Below are 15,483 nucleotides of genomic sequence, written 5' to 3' on the forward strand. Positions count from 1 at the left end.
TATAACCTAGCCTACAACTCTTTGATTAATAAGAGTTTTCCGCATCCCCGTTTCAGGAATGGTCGCCATTGTGGACTGGTTCATTGGCATTGGCAAGTCCTACTCCCAAATTTTTCCGTTACAGGTTGCAGAGGGCTATCAACGGCTCCCCTACAGTCCGGAGCCCGGAAACTGTACACCCCTCGGCATCCGACCGGCGTATCAGAACATCTTCATCGGTGCGCACACCGTGCGGTATCGAGTCTCACGCACCAGTCCCCGTCTGTCATAGCAGGCTTCGGCGGGAAGCCGGGGCTTGCACCCTAAACAGGTATTGTCCAGATCGTCCGGCGTGGGTCGGGGGTTCTCGGCCACGATGCGGCAAGCGTTGCGGAAGCTGTACAAGACCCTCTCGCGCGGCTCGCCTTCGATCGCCTCGCCGGTGACGTGATTCAGAAAAACGAAGCTCGCGAAGGGCTGTTCGATGGCGCATTCCTGCTTCAGAAGCGCCAGGTGGGCGTTGAAACGCTCGTCCGCCGCCTGGCGGGCATCGGCGTCGCACTGCCGGCGAATGGCGGCGACCCTGCTGTCTGACAAGGTTGGCGAAGTCCATACATCGTAGGCCTGCTGACTCGTGCCGAAAACGCAGCAGCCGGAAAGCGACAGGACACCAGCGGCGGCGATTAGGATCATGATGGCGCGCATGGCTATCTCCCCTCTTCCTGCCCGTGCAAAGAGTCGAATTGAAACACAGGCAAAGACAGGAAATGCACTACCACGTCCCAATGCAGCGTGCCTGTGCCATGACCTCTTCCTGGTCGGTGACAGAGCCCGCGCCGCGCCAGCAACAATCCGCAACCGAGCACCCGCCCACCAGGACTTGAAAATGGACTTAAAAGTCATGGCTGCGGGCGCTTTCCGGCAGATCTGCCTGGAACGAAAAAAGGACCCTAAGGTCCTGTTTTCAATGACTTACAGACGCCAATGGAAGCCTGCAGATCATAATAATTTGGAGCGGGAAACGAGACTCGAACTCGCGACCCCGACCTTGGCAAGGTCGTGCTCTACCAACTGAGCTATTCCCGCTTGTCTTGTCGACGGGCGCCATTCTATAGCTTCGATACCTCCAGTCAAGCCCTTGATTCAAAAAAGTTTATTTCTTCTCCGCGGTGGTGCTGAGGTGGGGCCAGGCGGCAAGCAGGTATTGCAGCATCGACCACAGGGTCAGTACCGCAGCGACGATCAGCAGCACGTAACCCAGTAGCACCCAGAAATTGAACAGGGGCGGGTTGCCCAGCAGGATCACCAGGGCGACCATTTGCGCGGCGGTTTTCCATTTCGCCAGGTTGGACACGGCCACATGGGCCCGTGCCCCGAGCTCGGCCATCCATTCGCGCAAGGCGGAGACGACGATCTCGCGGCCGATGATGATCGTCGCCGGCAAGGTCAACCAGAGGTTGGTGTGCTCTGCGACCAGCAGCACCAGGGCGGTGGCGACCATCAGCTTGTCGGCGACCGGGTCGAGGAAGGCGCCGAATGGCGTGCTCTGCTCCCAGCGCCGCGCCAGATAGCCGTCGAGCCAATCGGTAACGGCAGCAAAGGCGAAGACCCCACTCGCCGCCCAGTAGCTCCAGGGAAAGGGCATATAGAACAGCAGGATGAAGATCGGGATCAGCAGAACGCGGAGCACCGTAAGCAGGTTGGGGATATTCATCGGCTCGACTGGACGGTTAGGTGAGGCGGCATTCTACTCGCTGTGCAAGGCAGCATAAATCAACTCGGCAAGCTTTTTACTGATGCCTGGCGCTTTGGCGATCTCCTCGGTACTGGCCCGTGACAGCTCCTGCAGGCCGCCGAAGTGATGCAGCAGCTCACGCCGCCGCTTCGGCCCGACCCCGGCGACCTCCTCCAGGCTCGAGGTACGCCGCGTCTTGCCGCGTCGGGCACGGTGGCCGGTAATGGCGAAACGGTGCGATTCGTCGCGGATCTGCTGGATCAGGTGCAGGGCCGGCGAATGTCCCGGCAGGGTGAATTCATGGGCGGCATCGTTCAGGTACAGGGTTTCCAGGCCCGGCTTGCGGGTCGTGCCCTTGGCCACGCCGAGCAGGATCAGATCCGGCACGGCCAGCTCTTCGAGCACCTCGCGGGCCATGGCCAGTTGCCCTTTGCCACCGTCGACCAGGAGCACGTCCGGCAGCTTGCCCTCGCCGTCCTTGATCTTGCTGAAACGCCGCGTCAGGGCCTGGTGCATGGCGGCGTAGTCGTCGCCCGCGGTCACGCCTTCGATGTTGTAGCGCCGGTAGTCCGACTTCAGCGGCCCTTCCGGGCCGAATACCACGCAGGAGGCCACCGTGGCTTCGCCGCTGGAGTGGCTGATGTCGAAGCACTCCAGGCGTTGCGGCACTTCGTCCATGTGCAGGGCTTCGGCCAGGGCATCGAAACGCCCGGCCATGTGCTGTCGATTGGCCAGACGCGCGCCCAGGGCCTGCTCGGCGTTGGTCACCGCCAGGTGCTGCCAGCGCGCCCGGGTGCCGCGCACCCGGTAGCTGATGCCCAACTCGCGCCCGCGCATTTCCTCGATGGCGGCGATCAGGGTGGGGAAATCCTCGTGCTGTGCGTTGACGATCAGCTCGCTCGGCAGGTCCCGCTCCTGGCTGCCCAGGTAATACTGGGCGAGAAAGGCCAGCAGCACGTCCTGGATCTCTTCCTCGATGGCCACCTGGGGAAAGAAATTCTTGCTGCCCAGCACCCGCCCGCCACGCACGCTGATCAGGTGCACGCAGGCGCCTCCGGGATTGACCATGGCCGCCACCACATCGACATCGCCACTGCCGCCTTCCATGCTCTGCTGATCCTGCACGCGGCGCAGCAAGGCCATCTGATCGCGCAACTCCGCCGCCCGCTCGAAGTCCAGCTCCATGGCGGCTTTCTGCATATTGGCCGACAGCTCGTCGTTGAGGGCATTGCTGCGCCCCTCGAGAAACATCACCGAATGGCGTACGTCCTCGGCATACTCGGCCGGCTCGACCAGGGCCACGCACGGCGCCTTGCAGCGCTTGATCTGATACTGCAGGCAGGGCCGCGTGCGGTTCTTGAAGTAACTGTCCTCGCACTGGCGCACCAGGAACGCCTTCTGCAGCAGCCCCAGGCTTTCGCGGATGGCGCCGGCACTGGGGTAAGGCCCGAAGTAGCGGCCCTTGCGCTTCTTCGCGCCGCGGTGGATATCCAGCCGCGGATAGTCGCCGTCGGAGAGAAACACATAGGGGTAGGACTTATCGTCGCGCAGCAGGATGTTGTACGGCGGCCGCCACTCCTTGATCAGCGTCTGCTCGAGCAGCAGCGCCTCGGTCTCGTTGGCGGTGATGGTGGTTTCCACCTGGACGATCTTGCCCACCAGGGCGGCCGTCTTCGGCGCCAGCCCGGTCTTGCGGAAATAACTGGCGAGACGCTTTTTCAGGTTCTTGGCTTTGCCGACGTAGAGCAGATTGGCGTCCGCGTCGAACATGCGATAGACGCCTGGGCGAGCGCTGCAGGTGGCAAGAAAGGCACTGGCGTCGAACACGGGGGCTAGGTCAACTGGTGGCATCGACCATGCCGTGCCGCACAGCGAGCAATGCCAGCTCCACATCGCTGGTGATCGAGAGTTTCTCGAAGATCCGGTAGCGGTAGGTGTTCACCGTCTTGGGCGACAGGCAGAGCTTGTCGGAAATGCTCTGCACCTTCTGGCAGCCGGCGATCATCAGGGCGATCTGGATCTCGCGCTCGGAGAGCAGGTCGAATGGCGAATTGCTGGTCTGCGGCTGAAAGGACTTCAGGGCCAGTTGCTGAGCGATCTGCGGGCTGATGTAGCGCTGCCCGGCAAAGACCATGCGAATGGCCTGCACCATTTCCTCCAGCGCCGCGCCCTTGGTCAGATACCCCGCCGCACCGGCCTGCAGCAGTCGGGTCGGGAATGGATCTTCCTCGCAGACCGTTACCGCCACCACCTTCAGATCGGGATGACTGCGAAGCAGTTTGCGCGTCGCCTCCAGACCGCCGATGCCGGGCATCTTGACGTCCATCAGCACGACATCCGGCTTCAGTTCGCGCACCCGCTTCAACGACTCTTCGCCGGAACTGGCCTGGCCGATGACCTGAAGCCCCTCGATATCGGCCAACATGCGCGAAATGCCCGTACGAACCAGGTCATGATCATCGACAACCAATACCTTAATCAAACGAACACCTCATACCCTGCACCGACTGCCGCACAGTGACTTTATGGAGACGCGTCACCATAACAAAAAAGCTGACGCCTGAGCCAATTCCGCAACGTCAAATGGCAAGCGTCAATTATAGGTGCTGACGATGACGACTTCATCGGTACGCCGACGGATGTCCCTGGAAGCCGAATGGAGCGCATCAGCGCCCTCCTCCCCGCCGCACATGTCGCCGGTGACGCTCGGTTGCAAGCCCGCTGATTGATAGCGCTCGGGTTCGAGGAATGCAGGCGCGCAGGCACCCGCACGAGCAGAAACGCAAAAAGCCCCGATTTTCGGGGCTTTTTGTATCAAATATGGCGGAAGCGGTGAGATTCGAACTCACGGAAGAGTTTCCCCTTCGACGGTTTTCAAGACCGTTGCATTCAACCGCTCTGCCACGCTTCCGGATTGCTGGCGGGCGCATCGGACGGGCCGAAACATCCCTTTGCAACCTGCTCGGCTGCGGGCGGCATCTTACCGGAACGTAACACACTGTCAAACACTCTGATTTTGCAGTATCCAAGGCTCTGTTATCATCCCGCCACGGAACCATTAGCCTTTCTACAGGAGTGTCGCCATGCGCGAACAAGATTACGTAGCCTCTACGCAGGTTGCACAAAGCGAAGTCAGCAGCGTTTTGCGCAACACTTACGGCTTGTTGGCCCTCACACTGGCGTTCAGCGGCCTGGTGGCCTTCATGGCGCAGCGTGCCAACGTACCTTATCCGAACATCTTCGTGGTGCTGGTCGGCTTCTACGGGCTGTTCTTCCTCACCGCCAAACTGCGTGATTCGGGCTGGGGCCTGCTGTCCACCTTCGCCCTGACCGGTTTCATGGGTTACACCCTGGGCCCGATCCTCAACCGCTACATGGGCATGGCCAACGGTGCCGAAGTCGTCAGTTCGGCGTTCATGATGACGGCGCTGGTGTTCTGCGGCCTGTCCGCCTACGTACTGACCACCCGCAAGGACATGAGCTTCCTCAGTGGCTTCATCACTGCCGGTTTCTTCGTCCTGCTGGGCGCGATCATCGCCAGCTTCTTCTTCCAGATCAGCGGCCTGCAACTGGCCATCAGTGCCGGCTTCGTGCTGTTCTCGTCGGCCTGCATCCTGTTCCAGACCAGTGCGATCATCCACGGCGGTGAGCGTAACTACATCATGGCGACCATCAGCCTGTACGTGTCGATCTACAACCTGTTCGTCAGCCTGCTGCAGATCTTCGGCATCATGGGCGGCGACGACTGAGCACCGAAGCCCTGACACGAAAAGGCCCGTCTCTTCCAGACGGGCCTTTTTCTTTGCGCCACAAATCCGCTCACTGCACCTTGTCGCGCATGCCTTTGAGGGTGTTGAACGGCGCATCGACGACGAACTTGTTGGCCAGCCAGGAAGGCACGCTGCCGCCCGGCTCGGTATGCACCTGGTAGACGACCTCGACCATGCCATCCGCCTTGGGCGTCATGCTCCAATGGCCCTCCACGCTACTCACGCGCACATAGCCCTTTTCCTCGGGCAGGTAGTCGGGCACGCCGTGCAGCTTGCGGATGACACTGCCATCGCTGCCATGCTCGGTGGTGACCTCGATAACCGAGTCACGCGGGTCGACCGGCCACGGCGTGTTGAAACGCGTGTAGGTCCAGCTCTTGTCGCCGTCGCGCTTGAGCAATTTCTGCTCCTTGCATTCGTGGATCCAGGCGCAGGAAGCCGCCACGTCCTCCTGCAACGCGCTGAGGGTGCCGATATCGGCCTTGATCAGGGTCACGCCACGATAGGCCTTGTACTTCGAGCCGGCCACTTCGCTCAGGTATACCTTGATACCCGATTCATCCTTGGCCAGGCGCCACTCTTCGGCATGCGCGGCAGCCGCTACGCACAAGGCCATGCTTCCCAACAACAAGCGGGTCAACGCCATCATCTTCTCCCAGGCTCACGCCTTGCGATGCATCAGGTTGACTGCCTCAGCTGGCTATCGCCGTGCTGTGTTCCAGCCAGTCGAGCAGTCGTATAGCCTCTTCACGGCTATTACCGCAGACAGCGAAATCGGCCGAAAATGCCGAACAAACCTCGGGCCGCTCCGGGCGACCGAACAGGGCGCAGTGGTTGTCCGGGGACAGGTGCAGGCAGCGCTCACCCGCTGGCTTGCCGTCGGGCATGCCGGGAATGAACGAACTGATGGATGGGGCGATGCAGCAGGCGCCACAGCCGGGACGGCATTGCATGACGTGATACCTCGGATCAGCAAGGCTGCGAAAACGGCGCCAATTCTACCCTGCCGATATGGGCCTGGGCAGCCACTCAGGGCAGATCCAGACGAACGCTGAAGCAACTGCCCTGCCCCGGCGCGCTGACGACATCCAGTTGCGCGCCGAGGATGTCGACCGCCAACTGGTGGGTGATGTGCAGGCCCAGCCCTGTTCCACCAAGCCCGCGGCGCGTGGTGAAGAACGGATCGAAGATCTTCGCCAATATCTCCGGGGGCATGCCCTGGCCATTATCGCTCACCTCGATCAGGCAGTGCCGGGCACGCTCATCCAGCTCGATCCTCACGCGCACCACACCCCGCACACCCGGCTCGAATGCATGGATCAGGGCATTGTCGATCAGGTTCTGCAGAATCTGCCCCAGGGGGCCGGGGTAGCTGTCGATCATCACGCTCTGCGGCATATCCAGCTCGATGCGATGCTCGCTCTGCCTGAGCCTGGGCTGCAGCAACAGGATCACCTCGTGCACCACTTCGCTCAGGTCGAAGGTACGCCGTTCGGTGCCGGCCCGGTCGCTGGCCAGTTGCTTGAAGGCGCGGGTGAGCTGAGCCATGCGTTCGAGGCCGGTCAGAACGATGCCCAGTCCTTGCTCATTGCGCAGCACGAAGCGCTCCAGCGTGGCACGTTTCAGGCCTTCGCCCATGCTGGCCTGCAGCTCCTGGCTGGAGGTCAGCAGGCTCGAGGCCGCGACGCTGGCGGCACCGAGGGGCGTGTTCAGCTCATGGGCCACGCCCGCGACCAGCGTGCCCAGGGACGAGAGCTTTTCCGCCTGCAGCAGTGCCCGACGGGTTCGCTGCAACTGATCGACCGTATCCCGCAGCTCGCGGTTGCTATTCTCCAGGGCCTTGCTGCTGGCTTGCAGCTGGCGCTGGGCGCGCAGACGGCCTTCTTCGGTGACGGCCAGGCGCACGCTCACCAGCAGCCCGAGCCCCAGCATGCAGCCGAGCAGCAACAGAACGCGCCAGAGCACGACCAGGCGCAACGCCTGGATGCGCTCATTGGGCAGATGCGACAGTAACAGCCAGCGTTGCGTGGACACATGGGCCGAACCCGTGCCGTCGCCCGGCTGGAAATGACTGAACGCCCAGACCCCGGACGCATCGGTGAAAGAGCCACGCTCGCTCTCCTGCATACGTCGCCAGACCGCTGGCTGGCGGCTGGCCAGGGTCGCATCGGGCTTGCCCTGCATGAAACCCCAGGCATCCTCGGGACGTTCGCCGAGTAGCCAGTAACCTTCGTGATCGAGCAATTGCAGTGTGCCGCCGTAAGCCCGCGAGGTTTCTTCCAGGCGTTGCAGCAGGCGCTTGCCCAGGTAATCGAGAATCAGGATGCCGCGACGCTCGCCCTGCTCGCCGAATACCGGCGTGGCGGCCCTGAGTGTCGGTTTCAGGGGAATCTCGAGCCGTCCGTACTCGCGATTGAGGTCGAAACGTGACAGGTGGACATCGCCTTTCTGCAGGCGCATCGCTTCGGCGAAATAGTCATGACCCGCCTTGTTCTGCAGGCTGTCGCCAGGCACCTGGTGCGCCTGCCCTCCGACATGGCTGACCCGCACCTGCTCCATGCCGGACTCGTCCAGCCAGCGGATCCGATCGTAGCTTCCCCGGCTATCGGAAAACTCCCGGAACAGCTGTCCCAGGGCGGCATAACTGTCGGGCGAGGTGTATTTGATGGCCCTGGCCAGCAGGGGCTGCTGGCTGAGGAACTGCAAATCGCCGCGCAGGCTCGACAGGTGTCTCTCGAGTACGCCATTGCCCTCGCCGAGACTGTCCAGCTGATCACTCAGCAAGGGCTCGAGACGATCCTCCAGCATACGGTCATAGAGCAGCGCACTGAGCAGGCAGATCAGCGCCGCCCAGGGCAGGAACAGCACCAGCAGATTGCGTGGCAAGGGCAGCGCCAGGTTCCTTCGCCAGCGTGCCGACAGGTTCAACCTTGCGCCTCCGCCCGCCTATCCAGCCAACTCAGCAGGTGCGCCAGCGGCATGGGCCTGGCCAACAGGTAGCCCTGGGCCTCGATACAGCCATGGCTGAGCAGCCAGTCGGCCTGCTCGTGACTCTCCACGCCTTCGGCGATGACCCTCATGCCCACCCGGGCGGCGATCTGGATCACCGCCTCGGCAATCAGCTTGCCATCGTCCAGCGTCCCCAGCTCTTGCACGAAGCTGCGGTCGATCTTCAGGCGATCGGCCGGGAGCAGGCGCAAGTAGCTGAGCGATGAGAAGCCGGTACCGAAATCATCGATGGCCACGGTCACCCCCATCCGACGCAATGCCAGCAGCTGTTCGCAGACCAGCTCGAAGGAGCGCATGGCCACGGACTCGGTGATCTCCAGCTCGACCTGCTCGGGCCGTACTCCGCTCGACTGCAGGTGGCGGGTGAAACGCTCGATGAAATCGCGCTGCAGCAGTTGCGCGGCGGAAACGTTGATCGCGACGCGGATACCGCCATGCCCGGCCTGCTCCAGGCGCTTGGCCGCCTGCAGCGACAGGCGCATGAGCAGCTCGCCCAGCGGCAGTATGTAGCCGGTCGCCTCGGCCAACGGGATGAACTGCAACGGTGGGATCGACTTGCCGTCGGGCTGATACCAGCGCGCCAGTGCCTCCACGCCCGTCACCGCCCCCGTGAGCAGGTCGACCTGGGGCTGCAGCTCGACCGTGATGCGGTCACTGGCCAGGGCATCACGCAGCGCCAGCAACAGGCGGAAGGACTCGGCGTGGGCACTCTGCAGCTGCCGGTCATGCACCACATGCTGATCATGCCCCAGTTGCTTGGCCTGCTTGAGGGTCAGTCGCGCCTCCTGCAAAGCCACGCTGGCCGTGTCGTCGAAATCGCGCAGGTGCAGGGTCACGCTGCTGAGGCTGTGCACCTGGCCCAGTTCGTAGGGCCGGCTCTGGCGGCGGAACAAGGCGACGATACGTTGCGCCTGCACCTGCTCTTCAGGCCCGAGAATGGCGAACAGGTCGTCCCGCACCCGGGCGATGAGCACATTGTTGTCGAACGCATCGCGCAGCTTCTTGGCCACCAGCCCCAGAATGAAATCGCCATAGCCCGTGCCAAAGGCCGTGTTGGCGCCGGAGAAATTATCGATATCGATCAACACCAGCACCCGGTCGGCCTTGGCCGCGCCATTCAGGGTCATATCGAGCATGCGGATCAGGGCATTGCGGTTGGGAATCTTCAGCAGGTCGTCCTGATAGGCCATTTCCTCCAGGCGGCTGAACAGGGCGACGTTGTACAAACCGCGACTGATGCTGGCACTGAAGACTTCCAGCAGTTCCAGTTCGGTGTCGTCGAGGGTGCGTTCGGTGGCGACATAACAGGCGTAGTCCGCTCCGGCCTGGAAGCGCGGAAAGAACAGCACCGTGCAATCGTCGAAGCGCAGCGTGCTCTGTCTTTGCAGGCTGCAGCGCAGGGCGCCGGCCACGGCCTCGTCGTCGAGACTGTCCAGGTCGCCATCGATCGAAGGGTAGAAACGCCCGCTGGCGCTGACGATATGGGCATTGGACGGCGCTCCGGGCTCACTTTCCTTGGCCCGCACACAGACGATGCCCTCGGCCTGCAGATCCAGCAGGGAGGCGATTTCGGCGAGAATCCTGGCCGACAGCTCACGGGTATTCTTCGAGCAGGACAGCGCATTGCTCGACTCCACGATCATCTGCAGCCCGCGCCTGGCACGCGCCGTCGCGTGCAGCTGCGAATAGCCGCGCACCCCGACGGTGAGCACGGTGCGCAGCCGTTCCGCAGTCAACTCGCTTTTGCTCCAGTAATCGTTGATATCGTACTGGCTCATGACCTCCTGCACCGGCGCCATGCCCGGTTCGCCGGTCAGCAGCACGACACGAACCTCGGCATTGCCGATCACCTCGCGCAGCGTCCTGACCAGACGCAGCCCCGCATCATCGCTTTCCATCACCACGTCGAGCAGGATGAGGGCGATATCCTTCTGCTCGGCCAGCAGCATCGCCGCCTCACGATAACTGAAGGCCTGCTGCAGCTCGATGGGCTGGCCAAGGATTTCCATGTCGCTCAGGGCAAAGGCCGTGGCACGCTGGAAATCGACATCGTCATCCACCGTCAATATGCGCCACGCTGGCTGCGCACTGGCGCTGGCCGGCTCATCATCGAGGAACAGCACTGAATCTTCCATGAACCTAGCCCACCCGTTATCCAGAGGAAACCGCCCGAGCCGTGCAAGTATAGCCAGCGCCGAAAAGAGGCAAGAACCGCCCTGCATTCTTGTCAGGAAGAACAGGGATACGGCACAAATGGCACCTATCAACGGTCTCTGCGGTCGAAGAATCGGTTTGACGGTGTTGCCTGCTGCAGACAGGCTTTTGCGGACACAAGGAAAGGCGATGGGACACTGGCTGATAATCGACCTGGAGGCCACCACCGAAGAAGGCGGCTGGCCAGTCGAAGACATGGAGGTCATCGAGATCGGCGCCTGCCTGGTCAATGCGGCCGGGCATGAACTCGATCACTTCCAGCGCTTCGTACGCCCGCTGCGCCGCCCTCACCTGACGCGCTTCTGCCGCGACCTGACCCATATCAACCAGGCCGATGTCGACAGCGCCATGAGCCTGCCCGTGCTGTGGCCGCAGTTCGAACGCTGGCTGCTGGGCCATCAGCCTCGCCTGGTGGGCTGGGCCAGCTGGGGCGAATACGACCGCCGGCAGTTGGAGCAGGACTGGCGCCTGCACGGGCTCGACAGCTGCCTGAGCCGGATGGCGCATCTCAACCTCAAGCGGCGCTTTGCCGAAGTGCGCCAGTTGCCGCGCCAGGTAGGCCTGAACATGGCGTTGCAACTGGCGGGAGTGACCTTCAGCGGCCAGCAGCACCGCGCCCTGAGCGACGCCCGCAATACCGCCCGCCTGCTGCCGCTGGTGCTGCCCGCCTGAGCGAGCAGGTGACGCGACCAGCCGGCTTGGGCATACTTGCCAACCCTTTATTCAGGCCCTTTGCGAGGATGCATATGTTCAAGGTCAACGAGTATTTCGACGGTACCGTCAAATCCATCGCCTTCGGGATGGCTGAAGGGCCGGCGACCATCGGCGTGATGGCCGCGGGCGAGTACGAGTTCGGCACCAGCCAGCTGGAAGTGATGCACGTCATCGCCGGTGCGCTGACCGTCAAGCTGCCGGGCAGCGAAAACTGGGAGACCTTCACCGCGGGCAGCCGTTTCACCGTTGCCGCCAACAGCAAGTTCCAGCTCAAGGTCGCCGAAGACAGCGCCTATCTGTGCGAATACCGCTGAAGCGACCCGCGAAGGCCAAACGCCCCGACTGGATCGGGGCGTTTTTGCATCACTGAAGGATCGGCTGCCCGTCAGGGGCGGCCCCATGCTCAGTCGCGACGACGGTCGCAGTGCTTGCCAGGCGGAAACTAGACGCGCAGTTGCATGCCTTCGCGTAGGAATTGGGGGGCGATGTAACGCTCGTAATGCGCTTCGGAGAGCAGGAAGAACTCCCGGTCGATGGCATCGCGCAGCGCTGGCAGGGTCCAGTTGCGGAACTCCGGCAACAACACCATGCCATAGGCCTCCAGTTGCGTGATGACCCGCGCCCCGCGGGCGATGAGCTGGTAGGCCCAGCAATAGGGCGATTGCTGCGGCACGAAGCGGATCTGTCGCTGCTGCAACTGCTGGAGCAGGCGCTGCTCGTCGAAGACCTCCAGCTTGGCCGCCATCACCTGCACCAGAAGCACCTCCAGGCGCAGCCAGACGGCCTGTTTCTCCGCGTCGCTGTAGCCGTTCCAGTTGATCACCTCGTGATGGAAGCGCTTGCAGCCACGGCAGACGGTGTCACCGTAAACCGTGGAACACAGGCCGACACAGGGCGTCTTGATACGTTGATTGGACATGCGCGGAATCGATACACAGAAGTAAACGTCGTGCATCTTAGCCCTTTGTCTAAGGCAGATCACCCCAGGGGGAGACGGGTCTTTCGCTTAACTTTACCGCAGCTTTCCAGTAGAATCGTCCCGCCTTGCTAAAGGCGCCAATGTCCGTTGGAAGCTGTTTTCAAAGCGTCACGAGCACAGTCATCCTGCAGGTACGATGTTGGCGCGGTCATCGCCATGACCACGCCAACCCCTCATCTACCCCGTCCTGCCGGCGTAAAACTTTGAAAACAGCTTCTGGATGGAATCGTTGAAACCATCGCGTGCCGCTCATGAAGCGGCTGTGCGGATGTGTCTGGCGATTCCCTGCATGCGTCCCGGACACCCCTTTGGGACCACTGATGAGGGTAATAACTGTGCTTGAAGCCTACCGCAAACACGTAGCAGAGCGTGCCGCCCAGGGTATCGTGCCCCAGCCGCTAAACGCCGAACAAACCGCGGGTCTGGTCGACCTGCTGAAGAACCCGCCAGCCGGCGAAGAAGAATTCCTCCTCGACCTGATCACCAACCGCGTACCGCCAGGCGTCGACGAAGCCGCCTACGTCAAGGCCGGTTTCCTCTCCGCGCTGGCCAAGGGCGAAGCCTCCTCCCCTCTGCTCGACAAGAAGCGCGCCGTCGAACTGCTCGGCACCATGCAGGGCGGCTACAACATCGTCACCCTGGTCGAACTGCTGGACGACAGCGAGCTGGCGCCGGTCGCCGCCGCCCAGCTCAAGCACACCCTGCTGATGTTCGACGCCTTCCACGACGTCGCCGAAAAAGCCAAGGCCGGTAATGCCCATGCCCAGGGCGTGCTGCAATCCTGGGCCGACGGCGAATGGTTCAAGAATCGTCCGACCCTGGCCGACAAGATCAGCCTGCGCGTGTTCAAGGTCACCGGCGAAACCAACACCGACGACCTGTCGCCGGCGCCCGATGCCTGGTCACGCCCGGACATCCCGCTGCACGCCCTGGCCATGCTGAAGATGGCGCGCGAGGGTATCGTCCCCGACCAGCAGGGCGTCATCGGCCCGATGAAGCAGATCGAGGAAATGCGCGGCCAGGGCTTCCCCATCGCCTATGTCGGCGACGTGGTCGGCACCGGCTCCTCGCGTAAATCGGCCACCAACTCGGTGCTGTGGTTCTTCGGCGACGACGTGCCCTACGTGCCGAACAAGCGCGCCGGTGGCTTCTGCTTCGGCAGCAAGATCGCGCCGATCTTCTACAACACCATGGAAGACGCCGGCGCCCTGCCGATCGAGTTCGACGTTTCGAACATGAACATGGGCGACGTCATCGACGTATACCCCTATGCCGGCAAGGTCACCAAGCACGACAGCGACGAAGTGCTGACCACCTTCGAACTGAAGACCCCGGTTCTGCTCGACGAAGTCCGTGCCGGCGGCCGTATCCCGCTGATCATCGGCCGCGGCCTGACCGAGAAGGCGCGCGCCGAGCTGGGCCTGCCGCCGTCCGACCTGTTCAAGAAGCCGGAAGCCCCCGCCGAAAGCAGCAAGGGTTTCACCCTGGCACAGAAGATGGTCGGCAAGGCCTGCGGCGTCGCCGGCGTTCGCCCGGGCACCTACTGCGAGCCGAAGATGACCACCGTCGGCTCCCAGGACACCACCGGCCCGATGACCCGCGACGAGCTGAAAGACCTGGCTTGCCTGGGCTTCTCCACGGATCTGGTGATGCAGTCCTTCTGCCACACCGCGGCGTATCCGAAGCCGATCGACGTCACCACCCACCACACCCTGCCCGACTTCATCATGACCCGTGGCGGCGTGTCCCTGCGTCCGGGCGACGGCATCATCCACAGCTGGCTGAACCGCATGCTGCTGCCCGATACCGTCGGCACCGGCGGCGACTCGCACACGCGCTTCCCGATCGGCATCTCCTTCCCGGCCGGTTCCGGCCTGGTCGCCTTCGCCGCCGCCACCGGCGTCATGCCGCTGGACATGCCGGAGTCGATCCTGGTGCGCTTCAAGGGCAAGCTGCAGCCCGGCGTCACCCTGCGTGACCTGGTGCATGCCATTCCCTACTACGCGATCCAGAAAGGCCTGCTGACCGTCGAGAAGAAAGGCAAGAAGAACGCCTTCTCCGGCCGCATCCTGGAGATCGAAGGCCTGGAAACCCTGACCGTGGAACAGGCCTTCGAACTGTCCGACGCCTCGGCCGAGCGCTCCGCTGCCGGTTGCACCATCAAGCTGTCGAAAGAGTCGATCACCGAGTACCTGAACTCCAACATCACCCTGCTGCGCTGGATGATCGAACAGGGTTACGGCGATCCGCGCACCCTGGAGCGCCGCGCGCAGGCGATGGAAGCCTGGGTCGCCAATCCCGAGCTGATGGAAGCCGACAAGGACGCCGAATACGCCGAAGTCATCGAGATCGACCTGGCCGACGTCAAGGAGCCCGTGCTCTGCGCGCCGAACGACCCGGACGATGCCCGCCTGCTCTCCAGCGTCGCCGGCGAGAAGATCGACGAAGTGTTCATCGGTTCGTGCATGACCAACATCGGTCACTTCCGCGCGGCCGGCAAGCTGCTGGAGCAGGTCAAGGGCCAGTTGCCGACCCGTCTGTGGCTGTCGCCGCCGACCAAGATGGACGCCCACCAGCTGACCGAGGAAGGCTACTACGGCATCTACGGCAAGGCTGGCGCACGCATGGAAATGCCGGGCTGCTCGCTGTGCATGGGTAACCAGGCGCGTGTCGAACCGAACTCCACCGTGGTGTCGACCTCGACCCGTAACTTCCCGAACCGTCTGGGTGACGGCGCCAACGTCTACCTGGCCTCGGCCGAGCTGGCGTCCGTCGCGTCCATCCTGGGTCGCCTGCCGACCGTCGAGGAGTACATGGAATACGCCGGCAAGATCGACAGCATGGCGGCGGACGTATACCGCTACCTGAGCTTCGACCAGATCGCCGAGTTCCGTGAAGCGGCCGCCAACGCCAATATCCCGGTCGTGCAAGCCTGACGCGTCATCGGTAACTAAAGAGCCCCGCCCCGTGCGGGGCTTCTTTTTGCCCGACATGCAGGAAAGCCGCAGGCTTGAACAGGCTCTTGGCTGCCGCTTGCGTCTTGCCCGGCGTTTTTCACGAACCTCTCGACAAAGCCCGCGGCG

Annotated in this window: 13 protein-coding genes and 2 tRNA genes; 4 read left to right on the plus strand and 11 right to left on the minus strand. The window is 62.8% G+C overall.

Going from position 1 to position 15,483, the window contains the following annotated elements; all coding sequences use genetic code 11:
- Nucleotides 1-201 precede the first annotated feature (201 nt).
- The 6 genes from DNK34_RS00850 to DNK34_RS00875 form a co-directional block, all read right to left on the minus strand.
- On the minus strand, nt 202-684 hold the full coding sequence (locus DNK34_RS00850) for a hypothetical protein (RefSeq protein WP_131174224.1): 483 nt from the start codon (nt 682-684) through the stop codon (nt 202-204).
- A gap of 305 nt (nt 685-989) precedes the next feature.
- Nucleotides 990-1,065: transfer RNA gene (locus tag DNK34_RS00855), tRNA-Gly, on the minus strand.
- Between the two features lie 67 nt (nt 1,066-1,132).
- A complete protein-coding gene (gene pgsA / locus DNK34_RS00860) occupies nt 1,133-1,693 on the minus strand; it encodes a CDP-diacylglycerol--glycerol-3-phosphate 3-phosphatidyltransferase (protein WP_131174223.1) in 561 nt (186 codons plus the stop codon).
- Between the two features lie 33 nt (nt 1,694-1,726).
- Nucleotides 1,727-3,565: an excinuclease ABC subunit UvrC gene (gene uvrC, locus DNK34_RS00865; RefSeq protein WP_131174222.1), complete on the minus strand. Its 1,839-nt coding sequence runs from the start codon at nt 3,563-3,565 to the stop codon at nt 1,727-1,729.
- Nucleotides 3,552-4,196 (minus strand): response regulator transcription factor GacA, encoded by a 645-nt coding sequence (gacA, locus tag DNK34_RS00870; protein ID WP_131174221.1) that lies wholly within the window; start codon nt 4,194-4,196, stop codon nt 3,552-3,554. The genes uvrC and gacA overlap by 14 nt, the downstream gene beginning before the upstream one ends.
- 339 nt (nt 4,197-4,535) lie before the next feature.
- Nucleotides 4,536-4,625 (minus strand) — tRNA-Ser (locus tag DNK34_RS00875).
- Nucleotides 4,626-4,797: 172 nt separating this feature from the next.
- Here DNK34_RS00875 and DNK34_RS00880 point away from each other — a divergent pair.
- Nucleotides 4,798-5,463: a Bax inhibitor-1/YccA family protein gene (locus tag DNK34_RS00880; RefSeq protein WP_131174220.1), complete on the plus strand. Its 666-nt coding sequence runs from the start codon at nt 4,798-4,800 to the stop codon at nt 5,461-5,463.
- A gap of 70 nt (nt 5,464-5,533) precedes the next feature.
- Here DNK34_RS00880 and DNK34_RS00885 read toward each other — a convergent pair whose 3' ends face one another.
- From DNK34_RS00885 to DNK34_RS00900, 4 genes are all read right to left on the minus strand, one after another.
- Nucleotides 5,534-6,133: an START domain-containing protein gene (locus DNK34_RS00885; protein WP_131174219.1), complete on the minus strand. Its 600-nt coding sequence runs from the start codon at nt 6,131-6,133 to the stop codon at nt 5,534-5,536.
- Nucleotides 6,134-6,176: 43 nt separating this feature from the next.
- On the minus strand, nt 6,177-6,437 hold the full coding sequence (locus DNK34_RS00890) for a YkgJ family cysteine cluster protein (protein WP_131174218.1): 261 nt from the start codon (nt 6,435-6,437) through the stop codon (nt 6,177-6,179).
- 76 nt (nt 6,438-6,513) lie between these two features.
- Nucleotides 6,514-8,370, minus strand: a complete 1,857-nt coding sequence (locus DNK34_RS00895) for a sensor histidine kinase (RefSeq protein ID WP_131174217.1) — start codon at nt 8,368-8,370, stop codon at nt 6,514-6,516.
- 38 nt (nt 8,371-8,408) lie between these two features.
- Nucleotides 8,409-10,628 carry a putative bifunctional diguanylate cyclase/phosphodiesterase gene (locus tag DNK34_RS00900; RefSeq protein WP_165497292.1) on the minus strand — a complete coding sequence of 740 codons (2,220 nt, stop codon included), beginning with the start codon at nt 10,626-10,628 and terminating at the stop codon, nt 8,409-8,411.
- A gap of 208 nt (nt 10,629-10,836) precedes the next feature.
- On the opposite strand from DNK34_RS00900, the gene DNK34_RS00905 reads away from it, so the two are divergent.
- Nucleotides 10,837-11,379, plus strand: coding sequence for a 3'-5' exonuclease (locus tag DNK34_RS00905; protein ID WP_131174215.1), 543 nt, complete (start codon nt 10,837-10,839; stop codon nt 11,377-11,379).
- Between the two features lie 74 nt (nt 11,380-11,453).
- Nucleotides 11,454-11,735 carry a pyrimidine/purine nucleoside phosphorylase gene (gene ppnP, locus DNK34_RS00910; RefSeq protein WP_131174214.1) on the plus strand — a complete coding sequence of 94 codons (282 nt, stop codon included), beginning with the start codon at nt 11,454-11,456 and terminating at the stop codon, nt 11,733-11,735.
- A gap of 128 nt (nt 11,736-11,863) precedes the next feature.
- Here ppnP and DNK34_RS00915 read toward each other — a convergent pair whose 3' ends face one another.
- Nucleotides 11,864-12,340 carry a DUF1289 domain-containing protein gene (locus DNK34_RS00915; RefSeq protein WP_131174213.1) on the minus strand — a complete coding sequence of 159 codons (477 nt, stop codon included), beginning with the start codon at nt 12,338-12,340 and terminating at the stop codon, nt 11,864-11,866.
- Between the two features lie 395 nt (nt 12,341-12,735).
- Between DNK34_RS00915 and acnB the strand changes: the two genes are divergently transcribed.
- Complete coding sequence (gene acnB, locus DNK34_RS00920) at nt 12,736-15,336, plus strand: bifunctional aconitate hydratase 2/2-methylisocitrate dehydratase (protein WP_131174212.1); 2,601 nt, start codon at nt 12,736-12,738, stop codon at nt 15,334-15,336.
- Nucleotides 15,337-15,483 lie beyond the last annotated feature (147 nt).

It is taken from the genome of Phytopseudomonas dryadis, from assembly GCF_004327355.1.
GTDB lineage: Bacteria > Pseudomonadota > Gammaproteobacteria > Pseudomonadales > Pseudomonadaceae > Aquipseudomonas > Aquipseudomonas dryadis.

What these genes read in the sequence shown, in the direction of transcription:
- DNK34_RS00850 (WP_131174224.1), bottom strand. Translation starts at nt 684, where the DNA reads ATGCGCGCCATCATGATCCTAATCGCCGCCGCTGGTGTCCTGTCGCTT.
- pgsA (WP_131174223.1), bottom strand. Translation starts at nt 1,693, where the DNA reads ATGAATATCCCCAACCTGCTTACGGTGCTCCGCGTTCTGCTGATCCCG.
- uvrC (WP_131174222.1), bottom strand. Translation starts at nt 3,565, where the DNA reads ATGCCACCAGTTGACCTAGCCCCCGTGTTCGACGCCAGTGCCTTTCTT.
- DNK34_RS00880 (WP_131174220.1), top strand. Translation starts at nt 4,798, where the DNA reads ATGCGCGAACAAGATTACGTAGCCTCTACGCAGGTTGCACAAAGCGAA.
- DNK34_RS00885 (WP_131174219.1), bottom strand. Translation starts at nt 6,133, where the DNA reads ATGATGGCGTTGACCCGCTTGTTGTTGGGAAGCATGGCCTTGTGCGTA.
- DNK34_RS00890 (WP_131174218.1), bottom strand. Translation starts at nt 6,437, where the DNA reads ATGCAATGCCGTCCCGGCTGTGGCGCCTGCTGCATCGCCCCATCCATC.
- DNK34_RS00900 (WP_165497292.1), bottom strand. Translation starts at nt 10,628, where the DNA reads ATGGAAGATTCAGTGCTGTTCCTCGATGATGAGCCGGCCAGCGCCAGT.
- DNK34_RS00905 (WP_131174215.1), top strand. Translation starts at nt 10,837, where the DNA reads ATGGGACACTGGCTGATAATCGACCTGGAGGCCACCACCGAAGAAGGC.
- ppnP (WP_131174214.1), top strand. Translation starts at nt 11,454, where the DNA reads ATGTTCAAGGTCAACGAGTATTTCGACGGTACCGTCAAATCCATCGCC.
- DNK34_RS00915 (WP_131174213.1), bottom strand. Translation starts at nt 12,340, where the DNA reads ATGTCCAATCAACGTATCAAGACGCCCTGTGTCGGCCTGTGTTCCACG.